The 26,529-nt window shown below is 38.6% G+C and carries 14 protein-coding genes; 10 read left to right on the forward strand and 4 right to left on the reverse strand.

Features of this window, described 5'->3' with window-relative positions; genetic code table 11:
- Positions 1-194 precede the first annotated feature (194 nt).
- Genes MWU82_RS22270 through MWU82_RS22285 form a run of 4 tightly spaced genes read left to right on the forward strand, consistent with a single transcriptional unit; the run spans position 195 to position 9,328 of the window.
- Positions 195-1,469, forward strand: a complete 1,275-nt coding sequence (locus MWU82_RS22270; RefSeq protein ID WP_247097977.1) for a HupE/UreJ family protein — start codon at positions 195-197, stop codon at positions 1,467-1,469.
- A 27-nt stretch (positions 1,470-1,496) separates the two neighbouring features.
- Positions 1,497-6,143, forward strand: coding sequence for a non-ribosomal peptide synthetase (locus tag MWU82_RS22275; protein ID WP_247097978.1), 4,647 nt, complete (start codon positions 1,497-1,499; stop codon positions 6,141-6,143).
- A gap of 6 nt (positions 6,144-6,149) precedes the next feature.
- Positions 6,150-8,555 (forward strand): condensation domain-containing protein, encoded by a 2,406-nt coding sequence (locus MWU82_RS22280; RefSeq protein WP_247097979.1) that lies wholly within the window; start codon positions 6,150-6,152, stop codon positions 8,553-8,555.
- Positions 8,556-8,590: 35 nt separating this feature from the next.
- Positions 8,591-9,328: a 4'-phosphopantetheinyl transferase superfamily protein gene (locus MWU82_RS22285; protein WP_247097980.1), complete on the forward strand. Its 738-nt coding sequence runs from the start codon at positions 8,591-8,593 to the stop codon at positions 9,326-9,328.
- 15 nt (positions 9,329-9,343) lie between these two features.
- On the opposite strand, the gene MWU82_RS22290 is transcribed toward MWU82_RS22285, so the two are convergent.
- From MWU82_RS22290 to MWU82_RS22305, 4 genes are all read right to left on the reverse strand, one after another.
- Positions 9,344-11,740, reverse strand: a complete 2,397-nt coding sequence (locus tag MWU82_RS22290) for a hypothetical protein (RefSeq protein WP_247097981.1) — start codon at positions 11,738-11,740, stop codon at positions 9,344-9,346.
- Positions 11,741-11,791: 51 nt separating this feature from the next.
- Positions 11,792-13,990 carry a molybdopterin cofactor-binding domain-containing protein gene (locus tag MWU82_RS22295; RefSeq protein WP_247097982.1) on the reverse strand — a complete coding sequence of 733 codons (2,199 nt, stop codon included), beginning with the start codon at positions 13,988-13,990 and terminating at the stop codon, positions 11,792-11,794.
- Between the two features lie 32 nt (positions 13,991-14,022).
- Positions 14,023-14,487: a (2Fe-2S)-binding protein gene (locus MWU82_RS22300; RefSeq protein WP_247097983.1), complete on the reverse strand. Its 465-nt coding sequence runs from the start codon at positions 14,485-14,487 to the stop codon at positions 14,023-14,025.
- A gap of 234 nt (positions 14,488-14,721) precedes the next feature.
- Complete coding sequence (locus tag MWU82_RS22305; protein WP_247097984.1) at positions 14,722-15,318, reverse strand: RNA polymerase sigma-70 factor; 597 nt, start codon at positions 15,316-15,318, stop codon at positions 14,722-14,724.
- Positions 15,319-15,429: 111 nt separating this feature from the next.
- On the opposite strand from MWU82_RS22305, the gene MWU82_RS22310 reads away from it, so the two are divergent.
- From MWU82_RS22310 to MWU82_RS22335, 6 genes are all read left to right on the forward strand, one after another.
- Positions 15,430-16,596: a FecR family protein gene (locus MWU82_RS22310; protein ID WP_247097985.1), complete on the forward strand. Its 1,167-nt coding sequence runs from the start codon at positions 15,430-15,432 to the stop codon at positions 16,594-16,596.
- Between the two features lie 170 nt (positions 16,597-16,766).
- Positions 16,767-20,153 carry a TonB-dependent receptor gene (locus MWU82_RS22315; protein ID WP_247097986.1) on the forward strand — a complete coding sequence of 1,129 codons (3,387 nt, stop codon included), beginning with the start codon at positions 16,767-16,769 and terminating at the stop codon, positions 20,151-20,153.
- Between the two features lie 15 nt (positions 20,154-20,168).
- A complete protein-coding gene (locus MWU82_RS22320; protein ID WP_215946981.1) occupies positions 20,169-21,677 on the forward strand; it encodes a RagB/SusD family nutrient uptake outer membrane protein in 1,509 nt (502 codons plus the stop codon).
- Between the two features lie 180 nt (positions 21,678-21,857).
- The gene (locus MWU82_RS22325; protein WP_247097987.1) at positions 21,858-23,411 is read left to right on the forward strand and encodes an arylsulfatase; all 1,554 of its coding nucleotides are present in this window, start codon (positions 21,858-21,860) and stop codon (positions 23,409-23,411) included.
- Positions 23,412-23,440: 29 nt separating this feature from the next.
- Complete coding sequence (locus tag MWU82_RS22330; RefSeq protein WP_247097988.1) at positions 23,441-25,015, forward strand: arylsulfatase; 1,575 nt, start codon at positions 23,441-23,443, stop codon at positions 25,013-25,015.
- 13 nt (positions 25,016-25,028) lie between these two features.
- Positions 25,029-26,432: a sulfatase-like hydrolase/transferase gene (locus MWU82_RS22335; protein WP_247097989.1), complete on the forward strand. Its 1,404-nt coding sequence runs from the start codon at positions 25,029-25,031 to the stop codon at positions 26,430-26,432.
- Positions 26,433-26,529 lie beyond the last annotated feature (97 nt).

A 26,529-nucleotide genomic window follows, 5' to 3' on the forward strand; every position in this document is an offset into this window, starting at 1 on the left:
GTTAATTTAATTGTAGTCCCTCTTCTCTTCCAAATATAAGTGATGTATATTAACCAACTTATCAATAATTTGGTCGAAAATATCATATTTACATAATAATAAATAAAAAATATTATCATATTTATAAGTAACTTGTTAAATTTCTGTATTTTGTAATATGGCATTTCTTAGGTTAAATAACTGCTCTACCCATTATGAAAAAAATTGACTTCACATTAGCCTTAATTTTCTTTTTTATTTTAACAGTGAGTGGTTTTGCCCATCAACCCAAGCATAGTTATATCTATTTAAGGGTGTATGAAAATAAAAATGTCGAAGGTAGATTCGAATTATCTGTCAGTGACCTAAACAACTACTTGGGTCTTCAACTAAAAGATACACCAGAAGCCGATGAGGTTAAGCCATATCTAGAAGAGATTCAGAATTATCTATATAAAAACAGCAGATTTAAATCCAAAAACGGAATATATAAAATCGTTTTTACCGATGAAATAAGTATAATGCCAGTTGTTAAAGCCACTTATGTGCGCTTGCATTTTTATTTGGAGGACTCGTTAGAATTGCCGGATGAGATTGAGGTTACTTATTCGGTGCTATTTGATGAGGATCCCGATCACATTAATATGCTGGCTTTTGAGTACAATTGGAAAGCCGGTTTGATCAATAACGAATCGATAGTTGCCCTTGATTTTACTCCAGGAAACGAAACCAAAATTTTGTCCATGACGGATTCTTCCATTTGGAACGGGTTTGTGGCGATGGTGAAACAAGGGGTATGGCATATATGGATAGGTTTGGATCATATTCTATTCTTACTGGCATTGATCCTTCCATCAGTTGTCCGTCGTAAAAAGAAATTAGTTGAGGTTGAACCGGGGAGAACCGAATCTAAATATTACATATGGGGGTGGGAGCCTGTTCAGAAATTTAAACCAGCCTTCATCTATATTATCAAGGTTATAACTTTTTTCACCATTGCACATACCATAACTTTAACATTGGCTTCATTGGAAATAGTTAGTTTGCCTTCCCGTGTCGTGGAATCCATTATAGCATTGTCCATAGGCCTTGCGGCTTATCACAATATCATCCCTATATTTAGGGGTAAAGATTGGGTAATTGCTTTTGTATTTGGTCTATTTCACGGTTTTGGATTTGCCAGTGTACTTGGGGACCTGGGAATAAAAGGAGAGTTCCTTACGATGACCTTATTTGGTTTTAATTTAGGGGTGGAAATAGGACAGGTCGCAATCATTGCCCTCATATTTCCAATTCTATTTTTTATACGAAAAATTAAGTTTTACCCTCGTTTCCTTGTTTATTTATCCGTATTGCTGATTGTTATTTCATTATACTGGTTTGTGGAGCGCGCTTTTGATTATGATATGGTGCTAGATGAAAAAATCAGAAGATTTGGGGGCGACATTCTAAGGGCACTTGGGCTCAGGGAAGATTATTATAAATCGTAATGTCGTAAATTTAAAGGAAAAGTTGCTATGTCAATTTTAAGAAGATGGAAGAATAAGGAAAAAGGAAAATTGGCCAAAGATATTATAGGCAAGGTGCCCAATGGAGCAACTATTCCCCTTACTGGAGGCCAACAAAGGCTTTTTTTTCTGGAATCTTTATATCCAAAAAACCCTGTTTACAATTCCTCTGAAATTTATACCTTGAGAGGTCAACTTTCAATAGTTAATCTAAAAAGAAGTTTACAGGCAATTTTTGATTTGAATGATGTTTTTAGGTGTTCTTTTCATATAAAAGACGGAGTTCCATTTCAAATTGTAGAAGATTCGGTTACTTTAGATTTAATCGAATATGATGTTAGTAATCTTTCAGCTTCGGAAAAAGATTCGAAGCTAAAAGAAATAATGTTTACCGATGCGTTGAACCCTTTTGACTTACAAAATCCACCTCTAATACGAACAACCCTAATTAAGAAAGATGTAAACGAGCACATTCTGTTCTTAAGCATGCACCATATTATTGTGGATAAATGGTCTATGGGGCTATTTCGCGAACAATTGGCCAAATATTATATATCTCATCCCACTCTATCTGAAATTAGCGATATTCAATCTAAACTTCAATTTGTAGACTATGCCTATTGGGAACAGGGAAGAGACATTGATAAGGGGCAATTGGAGTACTGGAAAAACAAACTTTCAGGAAATATTCCTAAGCTTGAACTACCTGCCGATTACCCTCAACCGGTCCATCCTTCCTTTAAGGGCGATTCCAATGTTCAGTTTTTATCAAAATCATTATCTGATAGAATTATTGAACTTTCCCGAAAGGCAGAATGTACACCTTTTGTATTGTTATTGTCCGCATACTATGTTTTACTGTTTCGATATAGTCGACAAAATGATATAATTATTGGTTCTCCTATTTCTATCCGTACTTCTAAAGCCTTTGAAAGTATAATTGGTTTTTTCGATGAAACTATTCTTTTAAGAACTGATTTTTTATCTTCTATATCATTTCTTGAACTGGTAAAAAGGGTACGCCAAACTGTACTAGAAGCCTTCAGTAATAAAGATGTTTCGTTTGATGTCTTGGTCAAAGAACTGAAACCTGAGAGAGTAGCCGGAATCAATCCTTTCTTGCGTACCATGTTCATTTATCATGATGTTCCGCCAATGCCTTATATAGGTGGAGATTTGGAGCTTTCGTATGATTTCTATAATACCGGTGTCTCTAAATTTGATTTAACGCTTTACGTAGCAAACGAAAATGGACGGCTATTAACAGAGTTTGAATATTCAACGGATTTATTCGATAAAACTACCATTGAACAATTTCAGGAACACTATAGGTTATTATTAATTGGGATTATAGATAATCCAGAGTTAGATATTTCCGATATTCCTATGATGACAGAAAGGGAGAAGGAAATTCTTTTACCAAAGAAATCAACTTATCCGGGCCCCTTTGAATCATATAAGGCTATTCACGAAATTATACGTCAAACAGCATTGGAAAATGAGGATGCCATTGCATTGGTATATGGGCAAGAACAAATGACATACGGTGAACTCGATGAATTATCCAATAGAATAGCCCAAGAAATACTTACATATACGAATAACGATAACCAAACCGTTGGGTTGTGTTTGGAACGATCTACCACTTTAATTGCAGGTTTAATAGGTATTTTGAAGGCTGGATGCGCTTATTTGCCCATAGACCCGGATTACCCATTGAATCGAATTTCTTTTATGTTGGAGGATTCGAAGGTGCCACTGGTACTTACAGATAAGGATTTGTTGTCCAAGTTTAAAACTTTTAGTGGGACACAACTTGTTATAAAGGACATTATAAATTCAAAGGAATCCAATTCAATTGTTTTTCCCGATGTAAACAGTAACGATTTGGCCTATATAATTTATACATCTGGAAGTTCTGGTAAACCAAAAGGTGTTCCTATTACGCACTCCAATATCATAAATTCTACAGAAGGCCGGCTTTTGTTTTACCCCGAAAACCCTTCAGCATTTTTATTAATGTCATCCGTAGCTTTTGATAGTTCCAAGGCGGGAATTTTTTGGACACTATGCACCGGGGGTACTCTGGTAATATCCGAGAAGAGATTGGAACAGGATGTGGCCAAAATGAATGATATTATTTATGCAAATAAAATCAGCCATACGCTGATGCTGCCTTCTCTTTACAAAGTTCTTTTAGAATATAGTGACCTGGCTAAGCTAGAGTCCCTGACTACCATTATGGTCGCAGGAGAAGCATGTTCGGCATCATTGTGCACCAACCACTTCAAAAAGTTGCCGAATGTAGGCCTTTACAATGAATACGGCCCGACCGAAGCATCAGTTTGGTGTATGGCTTTTATGGTTAAAAATGAAAATTTAGGTAATGTCGTACCAATCGGAAGAGCAGTCGCAAAAGCTGGGATTTACCTTCTAGACCCTAATTTAAATCTGGTTCCTTTTGGTGCGGTCGGTGAAATTTATGTGGGCGGACCTGGTCTGGCCAATACTTATTTGAACAGACCGGACTTAACGGATTTGTCTTACATTAATAATCCATTTTCCGATTCGATTGGAAGTAAATTATACAAAACCGGGGATTTGGGTAGGTACCGTAATGATGGTGAGATGCTATTCCTGGGAAGGGCGGACCACCAGGTCAAGATTCGTGGGTTCCGAGTGGAGTTAAATGAAATTGAGGAGGTTATTCGAGAGAATCCGGCGGTTAATAATGCCTTGGTTGTTGTAGCTGAATCAGAAAAATCGGATGACACGAGCCTAGCTGAAAATGCTAGTTATTTAATTGCTTATTTGGAATGCCAAGAGAATCTTGACAAAGAGCAGCTTAAAAAAGATTTGGCAATAAGTTTACCGAATTATATGGTTCCTTCTGTAATCATTCCTGTTGGCAATTTTCCTCTTTTACCTAATGGGAAAATAGATAGAAAGAAGTTGCCGAAACCTCAGAAGAACGATAGAAAAGCATTAATAGCTAGTTTTCAAGGCCCTAGAAATGAATTGGAAATAGTGTTGACAGAGATTTGGCAAGAAGTATTGAATATGACACCAATAGGTATATACGACAATTTCTTTGAAATTGGTGGTGATTCTATATTGAGTATTCAAATTGTAGCCAAGGCAAGAAGCAAAAATATAATGTTAAAGCCCAATCAAATATTTGAGAGCCAAACCATAGCAGATCTTGCGCTTTTTACCGGTTTTGGGATACAGGATACAACCATAGAGGAAAGTATTGAAGGGGATGTTTGTTTGACACCTATTCAGCATTGGTTTTTAAATACACACCACAATGCTCCAAATTATTGGAATCAAATAGTCCGATTGTTGAATGTGGGGAATCTGGATGGGACTGTCATCCAATCGGCAATCGAAGAATTGGTTTGTTACCATGATGCGCTTCGACTCAAGTTTGTAAAGACGGATTATTGGAAAGCTATAATAAACCCCCAAGATGAAATAAAAGTCTTTCGTTTGGAGGATGTCAGCTCCATTAGGAATAGTGTTGAACAGGATAAGCAAATCCAAGAACTGTTAATAGCTGTTCAAGAGTCGAATAAATTGTCCGAAGGTCAACTTTTTAAATGCATCTATTTTAATTGTGGGGAAACACAGGAGAATCAAGTGTTTCTAATAGCCCATCATTTGACCATAGATGTAGTTTCATGGAATATTCTATTTAATGATCTTAATGTCGCCATCAAACAGATACAAAACAATAAACCAATAATATTTGCTGGTAAGACAGCATCGATTAAACAATGGGGAAATTATCTAAAAGAACTTTCGAAATCCAAACACCTCTTGGAAGAACTTTCATTTTGGAAGTCTCAGAAGAACGATATCCAAATGTTTCCTTCAGATTTTGTTTGTGAAGAGAATTGTTATGAAGAGAGTACAATAGAAATATACCAAGCTTCGCTTGGAGCGGAGGATACTCTCAAACTGCAGCAAGATGCAAATTGGGTCTATAATACAAAGATTGAAGAGTTGTTGGTAACTGCACTTCTTACCGTCCTTTATGAATGGAGCCAGTTGGATAGGATTTGTCTTGGAATGGAAAAACACGGTCGGAGCGCAGAAATTTTGGATTTGGACGTATCTGGCACCATTGGTTGGTTTACCTCGTATTTCCCAGTTGCGATGTATGTAATAAAGCAGAGAGATTTAGGAGATCAAATTAAATCTGTAAAAGAACAACTAAGAAAGGTTCCGAATAATGGTATTGGTTATGGGGTACTCAAATATCTTAACCAAGAACAAATAAATATCGAGGAACTTGATCAACAGCCTCAGGTGATATTCAACTACCTGGGCAATCGAATGGTTAACGCAGATTCCACGGATATTGGGTTTGACTTAATGTGGGAAGGAAGTCGGGATCCCAGAAGTGAACGAAGTTACGGATTGGAGATTAACGCATATATCCTAAATGGGCAATTGTATTCGAACTGGAGTTACAGTACTGATTTATACAAGGCAACTACCATTGAAAAATTGGTTTCTGGATATAATACCACTTTGCATCAAATAATTTTGCACTGCAAAAACAAGGAAGTTCGAGAATATACACCCTCAGATTTTCCTGAAGCCGGAATTAGTCAAGACGATTTGGACAACCTTCTAGAGAATTTATAACCAATTATGGATACTGGAAAAAGATCAAATATTGAAGCTATTTTACCCCTCACGGAATTGCAGCAGGGTATGCTCATCCATCATCTTTCCAATCCATTGCAAGATGAAGGATTTTTACATGTAGGCTTTAGATTGAAAGGGTCATTGAATATCAAATATTTTAAGAATGCATGGGAGCTGGCCGTTGAAAGACATCAGGTTCTTAGGTCGTCGGTACATTGGGAAAATATCCGTGCCCCGGTACAGCTAATACGTGGAGTAAATGAAACAAATTGGACAATTTTGGATTGGACGGACATAAATTTAACTGAACAATCAATTAGGATTGAAGCTTTAAAATCGACCCAAAAAGGATTGGGTATGGATTTTAAGCAAAATCCTCTGCTTAATTTTCATCTTATCAAAATGGGCAATGATGAGTTTTTTTTTCTTTGGCCATGCCATCACCTTCTATTGGATGGTTGGTCTAGTAGTAACATTGTCAAAGACGTTTGCTCATTTTACGAAGCATTATGTAAAGGCACCAGCACGGAATTGAAAACACTCCCATCGTTAAAAACTTATTACGCTTGGCTTAAAAATAAAGAGCAAAAGGGAGCAGCTTCATTTTGGTCCAATTATTTTGAAGGTTATTCTAAATCCCATCTTTTTACAAGGGTTAATGTCCCAACTAGGTCGGATGGGAACATCATGGAGTTTATATCTTTATCAGAAACTGAATCAAAAAAAATCACAGAGAAGGCAAGAGCCAATTTTGTAAGTGTCAATACATTGATTCAAGGAGCATGGAGTTTACTTTTAAGTGCTTATTTCAATGCGGGGAATGTTGTATTTGGAACGTCGGTGTCCGGTCGTTCAAATGATTTTCCCAATATGGACCTGCTTACTGGAATGTTTATGAATATCCTACCGGTAAGTAGTATAATTGATAAGCATTGTTCCTTAAAAGATTGGTTGCAATCGTTTCAAAAACGGCAGGTAGCATGCCTGCAATATGAGGAAACCACGGCAACTGAAATTGTGTCCCAATTGAGTAAAAATAAGGGTGGCGCCATGTTCGACAGCCTGTTGGTTTTTGAAAACTTCCCTTGGAAAGACCTCAAATGTGGTGATGTGGAAATTAGTGACTATGGGAGCGGTGTTACTTCCAATTATCCAATAACCTTAATTATTGTGCCCCAAGCGCAAATAAAATTTAAGTTTATATTCAGCACAGATCAATTGGATGAGAGAACTAAAAATTGGATTATAAGTAATTGGACACGTGTTTTGAAACTCATATTATCCGAAGAGGTATCGCATGTCCATGAAGTTTTAGACGGTGTTGAAATTTATCATCATGATGATTCTGAGCAAAAAGGAATTAAAACTCCCAAAATTGAAGCGTTGTCGGTTAATTATGTTGCCCCTAGAAATGAGATTGAACACCAACTGGTTAATATTTGGGAAAACCTCTTTGGAATAGACAAAGTTGGCGTAAAGGACAATTATTTTGAACTTGGAGGTAAATCCATAATGGCTATTCAGATGTTTGCTTTGATCGAGAGTAAATTGGGAGCAAGATTACCCCTAACAACTCTACTTTTCAGCCCCACGATAGAACAAATTGGGGTGTTGCTCACTAAAAAGAACAAATCAGAATTGCGTAATTGGAAGTTTATTGTTCCGCTTAGGACAAACGGAAGTGAAAAACCGCTCTTTTGTGTACATGGGGGTGAAGGGCATGTCTTGTTTTATAAACTGCTTCCTAAATATTTAGGTAGGGATAGACCAGTTTATCTGTTGCAGCCCAAAGGAATTGACGGGGAAGGAACTATGCATGAGAGCATAGAAGCAATGAGCAGGGAATATCTTTCCGAAATTTTGGAGATACAAGGAGATGGTCCGTATAATATTATGTTTTTTTGCTATAGTGCCCTTGCTATTGAAATGGCTTTGCTTCTCCAAGGAATGGGCAAACAAGTAAACCTTATAATTGTTGATAGTACGGCACAGTCTCCAGCCAAAGTAAGCCAACGAAGTTTTAGGCTAAGAGTTAAAAATTATTTGTTGAAAATTCGGCATGCTCCAATAATGACTTTGAAAAGTTCAATTGTATACAGATATAGACAATTATTGGAGCCTATCTATATTGCTTTGACCCAGGATAAGTCAACTGTTACCCTTACTAAAATTCGGAAACATTTGGATTATGTTCATGGACAGTATGTATGGAAAAAAATTGATAGTCCAATTACCCTTGTTCTAACCGAAAAAGAACCCACAGAAAACAGGGAAGAAAAAATACGATTATGGGAATACTGGACCAATTCGAAAGTGAAAGTATATTACAATACTGGGAACCATTTAAATCTTTTTGATGAACCTCATGTGCGCTTATTGGCTAAAACAGTTGATGAAGTTTGTGTGTAAACGTATAGGTATCATTGTAAACAATAACTAATAGAATGGGGGCTGAGCTAACTAATTATTACAATTTAAAACCAGAAACCATACACCTTTGGTATATTGATGTAGGGACCAATTTAGATAGTCGTTATTATAACCTTCTAAGTGAAGATGAAAAAATTAGGGCTGGGAAATATAGGTTTACCCAAGATCAATACGTGTTTATAACAGCCCGGGCGGTTTTGAGAATATTATCTGGACATTATTTACAAAAAGATCCTACCCATATTCGGTTTAAGTATGGCGCTTATGGCAAACCATACTTTCAGGATGAAAACAGTTTGCTTTTCAACGTTTCCCATTCTGGTAGCAAGGCTATTATAGGATTTGGTAAGCATACTGAAATAGGGGTGGATATTGAAAAGATCAAGGACGATTTTGATGTACTCGATATAGCAGATAAGTTTTTTTCCCAAAGTGAAACCAAATCGCTCACAGAAATTACTAAGGAAGAGCAGAACAGGGCATTTTTTCGCTGTTGGACCCGAAAGGAATCGTTTATAAAAGCAAAGGGTGATGGTCTTTCCTTACCCTTGGATTCTTTTTCTGTTACGCTTGATGACGATATCAAGGTTAGACTCATTGAAACAAATTGGAACTCCAGAGAAAAGGAGAATTGGAAAATATTTTCCTTCGTACCAGATGATAATTACATAGCCGCAGTTTCGGTTCAGGGAAATGTTCAAAAAATTGAATATTGGAACTGGAATGAGGTTTTTGAGTGCTATAATATTTAGATAGGAAATGTTTTGTTATTCGTCCAAAGCCTGCATAAAACCAATATTATCTATGATAATAAGGCCTTTTTTCGAATCGTCAAATACAAAATGGATACTTGTAATACCTGTGGGATCAAAACCGGGATTTTTCTCCAGCATGTCCTTTACTGGAAAAGCGAATAGTTGAAAAACTTTCTCCGACTCGAACTTTCCTTCCATGTGGTCCATTTTACTGAGACTTGTTTGGATTTCCCTTTGTAAACCGGAAAAATCGCTTAGATGGAAACTAACTTTCGTTCCTATACTATCCTTAATATTGATTGAAAAATTGATAGGCGTTTTTGTATTTGTTTTTTTGTTGTGGTAAGTATGTTTTAAGTCTTTGCCATTAATTAAAGTATTGACATCGTAGTTGTCGGAGTTGGACTTTTTTTTTGATAGTTTAGCGTAGTCGCCACTTGCTTCCGCCATGGAGAAGACTAGTATAGAGGAGGAGTCAACGCAGATTTTTTCTGGCGGAATTTGAATGGAGTATTGTGGAACCGGGCAATCGGCAGGATTCTGCTCCTTTAAATCCCCGAATTCAAATAGTTCAGTTTGTTCGCCAGCCCTGCCTTTTGATGAACTGTTTAAACAAGAGTGTTCCCAACCAACGAATACCCCTCTACTTCCTTTAAGTTCATTTTTTAGGTAAATTTCCCTTTCTTGCCAGATTGTCAAATTTTCCGAAGAAATGGCATTTTTGCTTAAAGCTGAGGAAGTAAGGTCTGCATCTTCATCAAAGGTACAGATAAAGTTTGTCCTTGAATCTTCAAATTGATTCAAATAAATGGTATTCGGCAACCAATTCCTACCTTTTCGATAATCGGCAAATAGTGGCAAAAATGTTTTGTTATCTTTAAGAGTGGTTTCAAGGAAGGCACTTAGGTAAACTTTTGTAATATTCCGTTGTTCTTCGGCGGGAATTAAATCAGCTAAATTTAAAAAACCTTTATAGAAAGGGGAAAATGCATCATTTTCTCCCCATGTTGTATTGAACTGTCCATGATTGGCCCCTTTTATGTAAAGTCCCGATTTGAAATAATAAGCACTATCGGAAAAAGTGATTCGCTCAAACTGCTTTGCACCCAAAAATGAAGGTACTTCTCCATCTAAGGATCCATGGATCGTTAAGTAGTTGATGTCCTGAAGGCTGGATTTCTCACCTCCCGGTTTGTAGTTTCCGTCCACGGGAGCTAGGCCAACCAGTGATTTTATAGAGTAATTGTAATCAAGTTTTAAGTTTTCGTCATCAGGGTGCTGCATAAGGTGGTTCATCAATGCTGCATGCACCACCGATTCGCCGCCCTTGGAATGACCGATGAGCGCAACATTTGTTGTATCTACCTTTTTGAAGAATAGGTGATTTTCCTTTGCGTTCCAAGTGTGCCAAATTTTTAGATGTTCCAATAACAGTAATGCTCTGGCGTTGTTATCATTTTTAATTCTTCCCCTATAATCGGACCATGAATAATTAAGAAAGTTTTGGGCTACCGAAACTAGGATGAATCCACGAGAGGCGAGTAGGTCCCCTAAATAGGCGTAACCATTTTCGGAAAAATCCTTCATATCGTGATCGCCATGAACTATCAATACTAATGGAAATGGTCCTCTTCCTTCCGGGTACCAGACATGGGCATTTAAGGGTAGGGCAGAAATGTTGAACCCCCAATATTTTTTTCTGAACCAACCACCAAAACCGGTCCATTCCTCCATAAAAGCAGTGCCATTTATAGTAGGTGTAATTATATTCGTCTCCATTCCAAACGCAGGTCTGTGTTTGTCCTTTCCGCTGCCGTAGCTCAAATATTTAACTGTATGGGAGCCATTCTCAGCTGGAGATGAAGCGTTAATTTGGACTACATTTTCCTGAGATGAGGCAGCTGCATTGAATATGGGATCCATTTCCAAACCTCGAATGGAATATAGCACCAAAGTTGCTATGCTTATGGAAAGCCCGAAAGTAAGGATTATAAGTACAATTATTTGTTTTTTGAGACGCAATGATCGGAACCCTGGTTTCCATAAATTGGAAAGCCCTGCCCCTAATAGGGATAAAACGACGACTATAAAAATTGTGGACCTTAACTCAAAATAAAAGACCTTCAAAAAAATTGGGATGGTAATCAGAATTGCGGAAAGGTATCTTTTTGAAAAGCTGTAGATTGGGTGGGTCAATCTGAGCAAAACAAAAGTGAAGATAAAAATGGCAGTGATACGTGCCAAATAGTTCAAAAGAATCCAGGGGTCGTTGTAGGCGAAAACCGCACTTATTGCGGAAAGCAATACAAGTAGAGCAGTAGATACATATAGTGCATAAATAGCCCCGTGAATTTCAAGTTTGGTTGGTCTTAAGTTTTTTACGAATGATTCTATTTGTTTGAAAATCATGTACTGTTTTAATCCAAATGTTTTGTCTATTAGGACATAAATCCAATTTTCTTATCCCACTACCTGTTTTTCGGTCATAAAAGGCTGATGATAATGCCGCTGTCCGGTTGCTTTGTATAGGGCATTGGCCAAGGCTCCTATAGCTGGAGGTAGGCCAGGTTCTCCTAATCCAGTCGGGTCTATTTCATTTTCAACAAAGAAAACCTCTATTTCCTTTGGCGCTTGTGAATGTCGGATCAACTGATATTTGTCGAAATTCATTTGGTTGGGAGCACCATTTTCAAAGGTCAGCTGGCTGTACATGGAATGACCAACACCATCGATTACACCACCTTGAATCATATTCTCTGCGGCATCCCTATTGACTACAATTCCACAATCAACGGCACACCAGACCTTTTCGACAATTGGTTTCCCTTTTTTCATAATTATGTCGAACACTTCCGCAACATAGGTAGAATGGCAAAAATAGGCAGCTACCCCACGATGAACATTGGGTTTTGTTGTTCCCCAATTCGCTTTTTCCTTAACCAGTTTCAATACTCCGGCATACCGCTCTGCTTCGTATTCATGTTTCTCACCAACAGGGTCTTTTATGGCGCGATCAAACAATTCCAAACGGAAATCAATCGGGTCTTTTCCCGCTGCTTCTGCAACTTCGTCGAGAAAGGCTTGCTCGGCACCTGCCGTAAAATTGGATCTTGGTGCACGCCATGCACCTGTGGTAACATTGGTTGGCGCTTTAATTTTTTCAGCCAAATAATTTTCAACGGCGCCGGCCGGGAATCGATTTGGAAAAACAGGACCTTCGGGCAGTCCGGCTCCTTTTACGCTGAAAGAAATCAGATTATTATTTTCATCTAGACCAGCCTTATAAACCGAACGATAGGTAGGGCGATAGGTTCCTTGGGTCATATCATCCTCTCGGGAATAGATAAGTTTGACGGGACCTCCAATTTTTTTTGAAATGGCGGCCGCTTCCACACCAAAATGTACATAGAGTCTTCTACCAAAACCACCTCCGATTCTAGTCATATTTACAGTCACTTTTTCCAATGGTAGGTTTAATAATTTGGAAACCGAGCCTTCCAGTGCTTCGGGTGTTTGAGTGGGCCCAATAAGTTCTGCCGAATCCTCTGTGACATTGGCAAAGAAGTTCATAGGCTCCAATGTGTTATGGGCTATGAAAGGGGCGCTATAAGTTCTTTCGATGATTTTGGCTGCTTTTTTAAAGGCAGCCTCAGGGTTGCCATCCCTTCTACTTTCCTGTACCTCCCCGGACGCCAACGCTTTTTCCAGTCTTTTCACATGTAATTCGGAACTCTCTAATTCCCCGGTAGTTTCCCAGTTGGCTTTTAGTGCCTTTTTGGCTTGCATTAATTGCCAAGTAGATTCGCCAACGATGGCAATTAATTGTTTAAAACCTTTTTCGTCGAACCCACCGGGTTCTTCAACAGTAGTATCAACAATAAATGCATCCTTCACTCCAGGCATACTTTTTATCTTCGCTTCGTTAAAATCCTTTACCGTCATGCCAAAAGCGGGAGGGTGCTGGATCATGGCCAGTTGCATACCATCCCTATGGAAATCCAGACCAAATAAGGGTTTGCCGGTAACTATTTTCTCACCGTCTACATTCTTGACACTTGTACCTATCAATTTGAAATCCTTAACACTTTTCAGTTCAACTTCTTTAGGTACTTCGATTCCCACTGCCTTAGAAGCCACTTCACCATAAGTAATTGTTCGCTCGCCATTAATTTCTTGGATGACTCCTTCACTGGCTGTCACATCCGTCACTTTTAAACCCCATTCCTTCGCGGCCGCCTCCATTAGCATTCTTCTACCGGTAGCACCGGCCATTCGCAAGGCATTCCAGCTTAAACGAATGGATAGACTTCCACCTGCGAATTGGTTTTGGTACCAACCTGTATTCAGGGGCGCCTGTTCCACTACAACATTTTCCCAAGGTACATCCAGCTCCTCCGCCACAATCATGGGCATTGAGGTACGAACGTTTTGTCCAATTTCCGGATTGGGAGAGTATATGGTAACCATGCCCGTATCCCCGATTTTAATATAGCCGTTGATTTCGAACCATTCTTTTGGCACTGCTACTCCCGCTTCTGGTTCAGGTGTATTTGACTTACATCCGTTAAGCCAGCTAAACCCGATTAGCATGCCACCACCTGCAGCAGCTGAAACCTTTATAAATGAACGACGATTATAATGTGTAACTATCTTTGTCATGATGTTTCTTTTTTTGATGTACCTATCAATGTTTAAACGGTTTTGGTATTTGCTGCGGTTTTGATAGCCTTTTTGATTCGTATGTACGTACCACAGCGACAAATATTGCCGTTCATAGCTCCTTCGATTTCTTCATCGGTCGGATTGGGATTCTTTTTGAGAAATGCACTCGCGTTCATAATCTGGCCGGCCTGACAATATCCACACTGATACACATCTTCCTCCAACCATGCTTTCTGCACGGGATGATCTCCGTTTTTAGATAGCCCTTCAATGGTCGTAATATCCTGATTACCAACAGCTGATACAGGTAATTGGCAGGAACGTACGGCATTATCGCCAAGGTGTATGGTACAGGCACCGCATTGCGAAATACCACAACCGTATTTTGTGCCCACCAATTTTAGATGGTCCCTTAAGACCCAAAGAATGGGGGTAGTGGGATCTACATCCAATTGCTGAGTTTTTCCGTTGATTTTTAGATTAAAGTTTGCCATGATTCTAGTGTAAGTAAATGAACTTGATTAAGTTACAAAATTATTTGGATGTTAAATAGCCCAGGAACAAACTATTTATAAATAATGTCCCGTAGGTTATCAGTGTATCCCAGATGCAGAATAATGAAAATCTTATGTTAATTGGGTTTTGTTGGAATTGAGATACGATATGGTAGGGAAAGTACACGGAAACTAATAATAGGGCAGAATGATAGTAGGTACGGTGGAATTTAATTAAACTAATCTATTAGTTTCGCTTCCTAACACAAGAAACATTATCATCTCATATTTTTTACCCAATTTTTCCCTAAGAATTCCAAAAGCCTTGGTGATTTGACCCTCTACCGTCTTTTTGGATACGTTAAGGTATTCCGATATTTCCATATTGGTCAGGCCTTCTTTTTTACTCATTAGAAAAATCTGCTTGCATTTGGGAGGTAATTCCTGAATGGCATCGAAAAGTATGTTCAATATTTTCTGCTCCTGAATTTCATCCTTTTCTTCAACGGCCAATTCCAAAGCTGCAATATATTTTTTCTCCAAGGCCATTACGGCTTTGCCTTTGCGGTATTGGTCAATAAATTTATTATGAACTGATTTATACAAATAATTTTCCAAGGAAAAGTCATGTTTCAGTTTGTGTCGCTTTTCCCAAACTTGAACAAAGACATTTTGTACAATATCCTCGGCCATAAGATCATCCCTAATAAGACTGTTGGCATAAATGCATAGTCTATTATGGTAATGTTCCACCAAAAATCCATAAGCACCTTCATTGCCCTTTTTTAAGCCTTCAATAAGCCCATCTTGGTCTCTATAGTTCCATTTCATCTTGCGGTTAGGATGTGATTTGGTTCAAAATAATGGTAAATATGAAAAAAAAATGTGAAAAAAGTAAGGGTTTCTTAATATGGCTTCGTATAAATGTGAATTATATAACGAATGAAGCCCAAAAAACTACATAAACTAATTGTAAAATATATTACAGCTTCAATTTCAGCGAAGGAGTTGGACGAGTTGGAAGTTAGTCTGAAAGAGTTTTCCAATACTCAACTTTTTAATGATTACGTGAAAACTAATTATAGAATTGACCGTAAAATGAAAACCTACGATACAGAAAAATCAAAACGCCTTTTGCTGGATAAAATTAAAAAGGACAAAGGCAATCTTAATAAATTCCAGTACAGAAGTATTCTTAAATATGCAGCCATAATCATTTTTTCCATGACTCTGGGGTACTTTGTCAATGATAATCTATCTAATGAGACCCCTGCAAAAGAATTCGCCCCAAAAGAGAATTTTATAACTCTAGAACGTGAGGATGGTAACATCCAAGTTATTTCGGAAGATGGCACTTCGGAAGTAATTGACTCGGAAGGAAATGTAGTTGGCTCCCAAGTGGGGAATCAACTTGTTTATACGAATGGGAAAATGACGGGTTCGGAAGAACCTATCTACAATACACTTCACGTACCATATGGGAAACATTTCGAATTGAAATTATCCGATGGTTCCTTAGCTTACTTGAACGCTGGTTCTTCCATTAAGTATCCGGTAGAATTTATAGAAGGAAAAGATCGTACTGTTTTCCTAACGGGGGAGGCATTTTTGGAAGTAGCCAAAGACACGAAACATCCGTTTATTGTAAAGGCGGCTAATTTGGATATTAGGGTTTTCGGAACAAAGTTCAATGTATCGGCCTATCCAGAGGATATAGTTAAAGAAGTTGTGTTGGTAGAGGGATCTGTTGGGTTGTATTCAGAAACCGATATGAGCATAGGCAATGAAGGAACGGTGCTTACACCTGGCCTCAAGGGTAGCTTTGACAATACTAAAGGAAATATTACTACGGAACCGGTTGTTACAAGTGTTTACACTTCTTGGGTTAAGGGCGTATTAGTATTTAGAAATATGACGTTCGAAAACATTCTTAAAAAACTGGAACGGCATTACAATGTCAAGATCGTCAATAAAAATTCAAATCTGGCTACGGCCAAATTCAACGCCAGTTTTGGTGACATGCCGATCGATAAAATTTTGGAATATTTTAAAGGGGAATACAATATTGATTACTCTATAATTAATGACAATGAAATAATTGTAAACTAGATAACTAAAACCTAAATAATAACTGCCAATGAAAAACTAAAAACAACCAAAAACTCACTTTGTATTTCCCTCAGAAGGGATTAAAAAAAAATCGGAAAATGCGTCACCATTTCCCGATCGGTAGAAGTGATTAACCATTAAGTATAACCACAATCAAACATTATAAAAGTATGAAAAAAATTCTTGACCAAAAGAGAAGGTCGTACCCATTGCTTAAACTCAGTTTAAAGATGAAGATCAGTATGTTATTCATGTTTTTGGTACTGTTTACCATGCAGGCCAATTCATCCTATGCACAGCGTACAAAGATTACATTGGACCTTAACAACGTAACGGTAGAAAGGCTTATTGATGAAATTGAAAGTCAAACCGATTTTCATTTTGTATACCAAATAAAGGAAGTTGATCTAAACCGTGTAGTAAGTGTAAAAGCCAATAAAGAGCTCGTAACCAGTATTCTGAAAAGGATATTTGGAAACACGAGGACTACGCACAATGTGGTGGATAAACAAATATTCCTTAAAGAACGTGAAACTCAAATTAAGACCCATAATCCAAAAGTTCAGCCCGGTCCAATTAATCTGCAGAGCTTAGTTTCCGGACTTATTACAGATAGCGACGGTATTCCTTTGGCAGGTGCCAATGTGGTAGAAAAAGGTACTACCAATGGGGTTACTGCCGATTTTGATGGTAATTTTTCCATTCAGGTCGCCAATGAAAGTGCCACTTTAGTGGTTTCCTATATAGGGTACTCTACCAAGGATGTCCCTCTTAATGGACAGGCCAGTGTTAATATTGTTTTGGAAGAAAGCGCTGCGGGACTTGATGAAGTAGTTGTAGTAGGGTATGGTGTGCAAAAAAAGTCGGATATCACAGGAGCTGTGTCCAACATTTCCGAAGAAAAATTACAGAGCAGACCTACAGCAAATTTTTCAGATGCCTTACAAGGGCGCAGCAGTGGGGTTCAAATTAGACAATCCGGTGGAGATTTGGACGGAAAGTTTCAAATAGCTATCCGTGGTGTAGGATCCGTGACCGGTAGTAATGAGCCATTGATCGTTGTAGATGGTGTTCCATTGGTCAGCGCAAGTTTTTCTACAATAAACCCTAAGGATATTTCTTCCATAGATATTTTGAAAGATGCTTCTGCAACTGCTATTTATGGGGCAAGGGCCGCCAACGGTGTTGTAATTGTCACTACTAAAAAAGGAACGGTTGGCAAACCCCAATTAACATATAGTTCAGACTTGAGTATAGAACATATTTCTGAACGTTATGATGTTATGTCTACGGAGCAGCAGAGATTACTTTTTGTTGAAGCCTTTAAAAATTCAAATAGAAGTACTGCTGTCTACGACGATCCAAGTAACCCTATTTGGCAGGTAGATAACGATTGGCAAGATTTAGGTACGCGTGCCGGTATTCGTCAAATACATAATTTGAATTATTCAGGAGGTACCGAAAACACACAATATTCGGCCTCTGCCTCGTATCAGAACCGTACAGGTATTTTGTTGAATACAGATATTAAAACATATTCTTTACGAACCAATTTAAGCTCACAAGTTAACGATTGGCTTAAAATTAGTACTAATATTACTGGGAGCTTCCAGCCTCAAAACTATTCTGATGGTGATGACTGGGGAGCTACAGGTTATAGAGGTTTTGTTTACCATCATAGTTACACTCCAGCTTATGATGAGAATGGTGAACTTGCCAATATAGATACCGCATCGGCTCCTTATTTTGGAGCAAATTCCAATCCATTGGTCCCACTTTTATTACCTACCAAAGAATTGAATACTACAAGGTTACTGGGTAATTTCCAAGCGAACATTAGACTTATGGATGGCCTTTTCTTTAATACCAATTTAGGTGGCGATTTAGTCCGAGTTGAGGGTTACACCTATAATCCTATTTATTCTATTGGTAGAATGATCAACACCCAAGGTTCAGTAACAGTATCCAATAATAGTGATACCAACTGGGTGGCAGATGCCACTTTGGATTATACTAAGGAATTTGATAAGCATGATTTAAAGTTATTGGTAGGGGTGTCTGCTCAGCAGTTTCTTTTGCGAAGAACTTCAGCATTTGGAACAGGGACAATTGATAATGCTTTGAATCAGTTATCAAATCAAACCAGTTTCAATAGCACTGGAAGTAATGTAGAAGGGGGACTGGCCTCTACCTTTGCAAGATTAAACTACGGGTTTGATGACCGATATTTATTAACCGCTACGGTTAGGAGAGATGGATCTTCACGTTTTGGACCGGATAAAAGATATGGTGTATTTCCTTCGGCCTCACTTGCCTGGAGGGTTTCGCAGGAAAACTTTTTGAAGAACAGCACTACTTTGAATGACTTGAAGTTTAGGGTGAGTTATGGTCTTACAGGAAATCAGAATATTGGTAATTTTGAGTTTATAACTAGAGCCGCCTCTACACCCTATGTATTTGGCAATTCTGTGGTGGTCGGTAACTCGGCATCCAATATTGGAAATCCGTCCTTACAGTGGGAGGCAAATAAGCAATTGGATATTGGAGTGGATTTTGCCCTATTCAAGAGCAGAATTAGCGGTACCATAGATTATTACGATAAGAAATCGGAAGACCTGTTGATTCAGAATCCTATTCCTTTGACAGCGGGTGTACCCAATCCTCCTATTGTTAATATAGGTTCGGTACGAAATTCGGGAGTCGAATTTGCCATTTTCACAAGAAACCTGACAGGAAAATTTAAATGGTCTACAGATTTCAATATTTCTTACAATGAAAATGAAGTGTTGGACATAGGGAGCAATTCAGCGGGTGAGCCATTGGAAATACCAGGCCAGAATATACCGTTATCCAATGTTCCAACAAATTTAACTGTAGCTGGGCGACCAGTGGGCGCTTTTAATATGTACATATTTGATGGTATGTGGCAGTTGGGCGAAGAGGCAGAAGCAGCTACATGGTTTAATGCGGTTCCGGGAGATCCAAAATACAAAGATCTTAACAATAATGGACTTTTAGATGCTGGGGATAGAGCTTTTGTAGGTAACCCGCACCCAAAGTTTATAGGGGGAATGGACAATACCTTTTCTTATAAGAATCTTTCTTTATCTGTTTTTATGAATTTTGCAACAGGAAATAAACTCTATAACACCGCTAGAAACCTATTCTCAAGAGGAGTTCCTTTTGTACAGAATTTTGCGGAAGCTGCAGATTTTTGGACACCTGATAATCCATTAGCTACCTCCCCAAGACCTTCCCAAGGAGGTACTACTACCACCTTGGCCACTTTAGCCTCTACCCGATTTTTAGAAGATGCAAGTTTTTTAAGGGTAAAGAACGTTGCCTTAACATATGACCTTCCTGGTAAAATATTTGAGACCTCTTTTATTAGTAGCGCTCAATTTACAATATCGGCTACAAATCTACTGACTTTTACAAAGTACACAGGTTTGGACCCTGAGGCATCAAGTAGGGAAAGCCTTTTGTCTGCTGGTATAGACTATACACCTTATCCAAATACCAAGCAGTATAACTTAGGAGTGAAAATTGGTTTTTAACGTAAAAATGATAACATGAATAATTATATAAAATATATAGGCCTAATATTAATCGGAATATTATTCTACAATTGTAGTAAAATTTTGGAACCAGAACCTGAAGGGCAAGTTGCTCTTGATGCCCTTTTGGCCACAGAAGAAGGGCTAATTACAGGTGTCAATGGTATTTTTCAACCCTTGCATAACATTTATGCAGGTGGTACCATGGTGCAGATGGCAGGTAGGTCAAGTGACGATACTTGGACATGGCGAAAAGAAACGGAATCCGATATTTTTAATATTGACGAAGCATTCGGTCTTATAGAGACTACCTGGGAGAATCATTATCGTGGAATTACCCGGGCCAATACAGTGCTGGAGAGATTGCCGTTAGTTGAATCCTTTTCAAGTGAAGAAATGAGGCTCCTAATAGAGGGCCAAAGCAAGTTTATGCGTGCTTATTACTATTTTAATTTAGTTAGGTTCTATGGAGGAGTTCCATTATTGGTAAACGAAATAAAAACACCTGCTGACGCTGAATTGCCGAGGTCTTCCATACAGGAGATTTATACCCAAATAAAATTGGATCTGGGAGATGCAATATCCCTTTTGCCTACGACCTATACTGGTGGTAGCGGAAAAGAAGTAGGTAGGCCGACAAAATATGCGGCCCTGGCGCTATTGGCTACTGTAAATCTTGAATTGGAAGAATGGGAAGGGGTAGTGTCAAATACCAACGAAATCATTGGAAAGGGGCGTCTATTGGACAATTATGCGGATAATTTTAACGGGTCCCAAGAAAATGGTCCAGGTTCCATTTTTGAAGTACAATATGGAGGTGAGACAGGGGCTACAACAATTAATACCCGTGATATTTTTGCGCCTCCCGCTTTGCAAGGTGGTTCAGCTAATTTACCCACCGATGATACTTGGAACGGGGAAGGGGGTAGTTTGTCATCCGGTAATGGTATTGTTCAAGAATATGAACCAGGCGATAAACGAAAAGATGTTACCCTGGCAAGCTATGACTTGGATAATTTCTTGTTTCCCGACCAACCAATAGGTAGCCTTTTATATATAAACAAGTATTTCAATGAGGTTGATCAGCCTATAAACCAAAGTACGTGGAACTTTCCTATTATAAGATATGCGGATGTGCTATTAATGCGGGCAGAAGCATTGAATGAAATTGGTTATGTGCCTAATGGGGAAGCCTTTGTGCTTTTGAATGAAATCAGGGTCAAGGCAGGTCTGGGAGCACATGATGCATTATCATTGACCACTCAGCAAGAATTTAGGGAAGCCCTAAGAAAGGAGAGAAGAGTAGAACTGGCTTTTGAGAGCAAACGCTATTTTGATTTGAATAGATGGGGCATCTTAAAGGACAGAATCCAATTTCAAATGGATATTAAAGGGGAATTAACATTTCCAAGCAATAGATTAATTTCCCACCCTATTACAGGGAAGTCATATTTTCTATATCCAATTCCATTGGTGGAGTTTTCCAACAATGCCAACCTGCAAGAGCAGAATCCTGGGTATTAATTTAATATATCAGGTCTTTACATTACTAAATTTCAATGCCGACGAGGGTTTCTAGACATTCATAGAAACCCTTTAAAGGCATATTTTGTATGCACAAGCCAAGTTTTATAATGTCTTGAACGCAAAGGCGAAAATTTAGTATGTTAGAACAATCTGTATGTAAATTTAAACAATAGAATTATGACATTAGATAATAAAAAATACGATTTTTTACGTCAATGGCCAGTTGTGGTGGCGTGCCTATCTATGGTAATTGTTTCTTGTGGTTCAAACACTTCCAAGAAATCATTGGAAGAGGAAAAGACGGAGGATAATCGTCCAAATATCGTCTATATCTTGGCCGATGACATGGGATATGGTGATTTGTCTTCCCTAAATCCGAATTCTGGAATTAAAACGCCATTTATGGATGGGATTGTGGAACAGGGCATGTACTTTACGGATGCACATTCCAATTCAGCAGTTTGTACACCTACCCGATATGGAATTCTTACAGGTCGCTATGCCTGGAGAAGCAGATTAAAGGAAGGGGTTTTGTGGGGCTATGACCAACCATTGATTGAAGCCGACCGAACTACGGTGGCCTCATTTTTACAAGATAATGGTTACAATACAGCATGTATTGGCAAATGGCATTTGGGGCTGGGTTGGCAGGCTAAGAATTCGGAAAAGCCCATTGCAAAATACGAATGGGACAAGGTCTTTGAAGAAGGAGCTGACAGCAATGTAGATTTTAGTAAAAAGGTTAGCGGCCCAAATACATTAGGCTTTAATTATTCTTATATCATTCCTTCTTCCTTGGATATGACACCATACCTATATTTGGAAAATGAAAAGGCAACCGAACTTCCTACAGCTTACACAAAAGGCAAAAGTCAGGCCAAGGATGGAAGAGGAGTATTTTGGAGACCTGGAGAAGTTGCTCCCAACTTCGACTTTAATCAGGTTATGGATCATCTAACTTTTAAGGCTACAAATTATATAACTGAACAAAAGAAGTCAAAGGAACCATTTTTTCTTTATTTTCCATTAACTGCACCACACACACCTTGGTTACCAACTGAAGAGGTGAATGGAAAATCGAATGCAGGACGTTATGGTGATTTTGTAACCCTGGTAGATAATACTGTTGGCGCTGTCTTAAAGGCTTTGGAAGAATCTGGCAAGGCAGAAAATACCTTAATTATTGTTACCTCGGACAACGGTTCTAATTGGACGGAGGAAGACAAAGCACAATATGAACATCGTGCAAATTATATTTATCGTGGTCAGAAAGCAGATATTTACGAAGGTGGACACCGTATCCCTTTTATTGCGCTGTGGCCGGGAAAAATTAAACCGGGAAGTGTTTCTGATCAAGTTCTTTGTACCACCGATCTATTGGCTACTCTATCGGGTATAGTCGGTAAAGATTTGCCCAAGGGTGCGGGGGAAGATAGTTATGATATGTTACCTGCCTTTACAGGAAAAGCACAAAAGCAGATTAGAGATTTTACTGTTCATCATTCCCTAAATGGATTTTTTGCGATTCGAAAAGATCAATGGAAACTTACCACATCTCTCGGTTCTGGAGGTTTTACCAAACCCGACGAAATAAAGCCGGAAAAAGGAAATCCAAACGCAACTTTGTATAATTTGAAGGAGGATCCAAAGGAAACCAAAAATGTTTATGGGGAACACCCTGATGTTGTAGAGGCACTTTTATCGCTTTTGGATAATGCCAAAAAAATGTAATCGACCTAAACATACAATTATAGAATCAAATGAATAAAATCCTTAAACGTTCGGTGGCATGTTTTTTTATGGTTCTCATTACCTCTTGTGGAGATAATCAACAATCCAAGAAAGAGGGGGCAATTCAAAAAGAAAACTTGCCCAATATTGTTATAATTTATGCGGACGATATGGGCTACGGAGATCTTCATTATCAGAATCCGGACTCTAAAATACCTACACCTAATCTTGATCAACTGGCTTCGGACGGTATGCGTTTTACGGATGCCCACAGTTCTTCTGGAATCTGTTCTCCTAGTCGTTTTGCTTTGTTAACTGGGACATACCATTGGCGAAATCAACATGGAATAGTAAATTCATTTGGCAAACCCTTCTTCAAGGAATCCGATGTTACACTTCCACAGGTTTTACAAAAATCAGGCTACACTACGGCTTGTATTGGTAAGTGGCATTTGGGATGGGATTGGAAGTTTAAGAATGAGCCATCAGGAAAAACGGTGCAGTGGGAAAGAGAGGTAAACTACTACCTTCCCCAGGATATAGATTGGAGTGCTCCAATTTCAGGCGGACCTTTAGATCGGGGTTTTGATTACTATTTTGGTGATGGAACCATAAATTTCCCGCCCTATGCATGGATTGAAAACGATAAATTTGTAGAACTGCCGACAAAAGATCAAGACATTGTTAAGAGAGGTTTTGAGACCAAAGAAGGGAATTGGGAATTTCGTCCAGGACCAATGGTAGAAGGATGGGACCCTTATAAAGTATTACCTACCCTTACCCAAAAAGCAGTTGAATACGTAAATGGACAAGAGAAGGACAAACCCTTTTTTCTATATTTTGCACTTCCCTCGCCGCATGCACCTATAATTCCTAACGATGAGTTTATTGGAACGTCTGAAGCAGGGGGTTATGGAGATTTTATGGTACAGACGGACTGGGTTGCCGGACAGGTGTTAAGAGCATTGAAAGAGAAAGGTTTAGATAAGAATACCATTGTTATATTCAGTGCCGATAATGGTCCCGAAAAATATGCGTTCGAACGGGCAGAAAAATATGGCCACTATAGTATGGGTGATTTTCGGGGTTTAAAACGCGATGTATGGGAAGGAGGCCACCACGTACCATTTATTGTAAAATGGCCTGGAAAGGTCAGTGCCGGTTCTGTTTCCAAGGAGGTAATATCCCAGGTGGATATCATGGCCACACTGGCGGCTGCCACCAATACTCCCTTGGTAGAAGGAGCAGCTCCTGATAGCTATAATTTACTACCGATTTTTAAGGGGGAAAAATATACTTCACCCTTACGCGAAGCTACAGTTCACAACACTTTTGAAAAGGCATGGGGGTTGAGGCAGGGTAAGTGGCTTTATATCAATGCTCCTTCTGGCGAACATACCAAAATGCCGGACTCCTTTAAAAAGCTAAGGAATTACACTGACTTTGAAGGAGATGGTCTTTTGTTCGATATGGAGAAAGACCCCGAGCAACGCATCAATTTATTTGCTCAACATCCAGAGAAAATAGATACGATGGACCAGCTTTTACAAAAATATCGGGAACAAGGATATTCCGTAGAACGGACCCCTGTGGCTGCCAAATAAAAACTACACCGTAATGCATGGAATCAAAATTATCTTAGGAATGATGATCAATAAAACACTTTATACAGTATGTTTCTTTCTTGTCACTTTAATAACATTGAATTCGGTTTTCTCGCAGGAATTTAAAAGTGAAGAGAACCATAGGGAAGTCCTTAAACCTAATTTTATTCTTATCATGGCCGATGATTTGGGTTATGGTGACATCTCCTGTTATGGCAATACTTATATCAACACTCCAAATATTGATAGGTTGGCGACGGAAGGAATACGGTTTACGGACTTTCATTCCAATGGGGCAGTTTGCAGTCCCACACGAGCAGCTCTATTAACAGGTAAATATCAGCAGCGTACAGGGGTAGGGGGAGTTATTACGGCTGCCAGTCATCGGGAAGTAGGATTGTCAATCAATGAAATAACCATAGCAGATGAACTTAAGAAATATGGTTATAACACTGGTATTTTTGGTAAATGGCATTTAGGATATGACTCCAAATTCAATCCTTCCCTTCAAGGATTTGATCAATTTAGGGGTTTTGTGAGTGGGAATGTAGATTACCACGCACATATAGACCAGGAAGGATATTTTGATTGGTGGGACAACACGGAAATTAAGGATGATAAAGGCTATACGACCGACTTGATAACAGAATATGGTTTGGATTTTATAGATAGGAATAATCCTAAAAAAACTGAAAAACCGTTTTACTTATATCTCCCACATGAGTCCCCCCATTACCCATATCAGGGAAGAACTGATAAGGCGCTTCGCAGAGTTGGGGAAAGAGGCACCGATCCTGTACCGGAAGATAGTATAGCAGGTATTTACAAAGAAATGGTTGAGGTTTTGGATGAGGGTGTGGGCAAGATCATGCAAAAACTTAAAGAAACAGGGTTGGATAAAAATACAATTGTAATATTCTGCTCTGATAATGGAGCATCAAATAATGGTAACAACGGCAACTTAAGAGGATTTAAGGCCGGTTTGTATGAGGGTGGTCATCGTGTTCCAGCTATTGCTTGGTTTCCTTCAAAATTCGCAGCAGGGGCAGTAAGTGAACAGCCTGTACTCACTATGGATTTTCTTCCCACTTTTTTAGATTTTATTGGGGAAGAGCCAGAAAGTTCTGTGATAGATGGACTCAGTATTAAGAATCATCTCTTATCCAATGAAGCATTGCCAAAGCGGGATTTGTTTTGGAATTTTGGAAATAAAAATGCAGTCAGAAGTGATATTTGGAAACTAGTGACCATTAAATTGGACGACCAGGAAACCGTTGAGTTATTTGATTTGTCAAAAGATATTTCTGAAAAAAACAATGTTGCTGAATATTATCCTAGAATAGTAAAGCGGTTACGTAAAAAACTGAAAAATTGGGAAAAGGATGTTTTTAAAGGGGTAACGTTGGTGTCAGAATAATACATTATTGAGGTAAGCAGTTTTTAGAATATTAAGTTTTGAGTTAGTTTAGTTGCAAAAGGAACAATGGGAAACTGTTGTTCCTTTTTTTTTTTTT

The sequence above is a fragment of the Arenibacter sp. S6351L genome, from assembly GCF_023016025.1.
Taxonomy (GTDB): domain Bacteria; phylum Bacteroidota; class Bacteroidia; order Flavobacteriales; family Flavobacteriaceae; genus Arenibacter; species Arenibacter algicola_B.

Coding starts and splice junctions, on each gene's coding strand:
- MWU82_RS22270 (WP_247097977.1), top strand. CDS start 195: ATGAAAAAAATTGACTTCACATTAGCCTTAATTTTCTTTTTTATTTTA.
- MWU82_RS22275 (WP_247097978.1), top strand. CDS start 1,497: ATGTCAATTTTAAGAAGATGGAAGAATAAGGAAAAAGGAAAATTGGCC.
- MWU82_RS22280 (WP_247097979.1), top strand. CDS start 6,150: ATGGATACTGGAAAAAGATCAAATATTGAAGCTATTTTACCCCTCACG.
- MWU82_RS22285 (WP_247097980.1), top strand. CDS start 8,591: ATGGGGGCTGAGCTAACTAATTATTACAATTTAAAACCAGAAACCATA.
- MWU82_RS22290 (WP_247097981.1), bottom strand. CDS start 11,740: ATGATTTTCAAACAAATAGAATCATTCGTAAAAAACTTAAGACCAACC.
- MWU82_RS22295 (WP_247097982.1), bottom strand. CDS start 13,990: ATGACAAAGATAGTTACACATTATAATCGTCGTTCATTTATAAAGGTT.
- MWU82_RS22300 (WP_247097983.1), bottom strand. CDS start 14,487: ATGGCAAACTTTAATCTAAAAATCAACGGAAAAACTCAGCAATTGGAT.
- MWU82_RS22305 (WP_247097984.1), bottom strand. CDS start 15,318: ATGAAATGGAACTATAGAGACCAAGATGGGCTTATTGAAGGCTTAAAA.
- MWU82_RS22310 (WP_247097985.1), top strand. CDS start 15,430: ATGAAGCCCAAAAAACTACATAAACTAATTGTAAAATATATTACAGCT.
- MWU82_RS22315 (WP_247097986.1), top strand. CDS start 16,767: ATGAAAAAAATTCTTGACCAAAAGAGAAGGTCGTACCCATTGCTTAAA.
- MWU82_RS22320 (WP_215946981.1), top strand. CDS start 20,169: ATGAATAATTATATAAAATATATAGGCCTAATATTAATCGGAATATTA.
- MWU82_RS22325 (WP_247097987.1), top strand. CDS start 21,858: ATGACATTAGATAATAAAAAATACGATTTTTTACGTCAATGGCCAGTT.
- MWU82_RS22330 (WP_247097988.1), top strand. CDS start 23,441: ATGAATAAAATCCTTAAACGTTCGGTGGCATGTTTTTTTATGGTTCTC.
- MWU82_RS22335 (WP_247097989.1), top strand. CDS start 25,029: ATGCATGGAATCAAAATTATCTTAGGAATGATGATCAATAAAACACTT.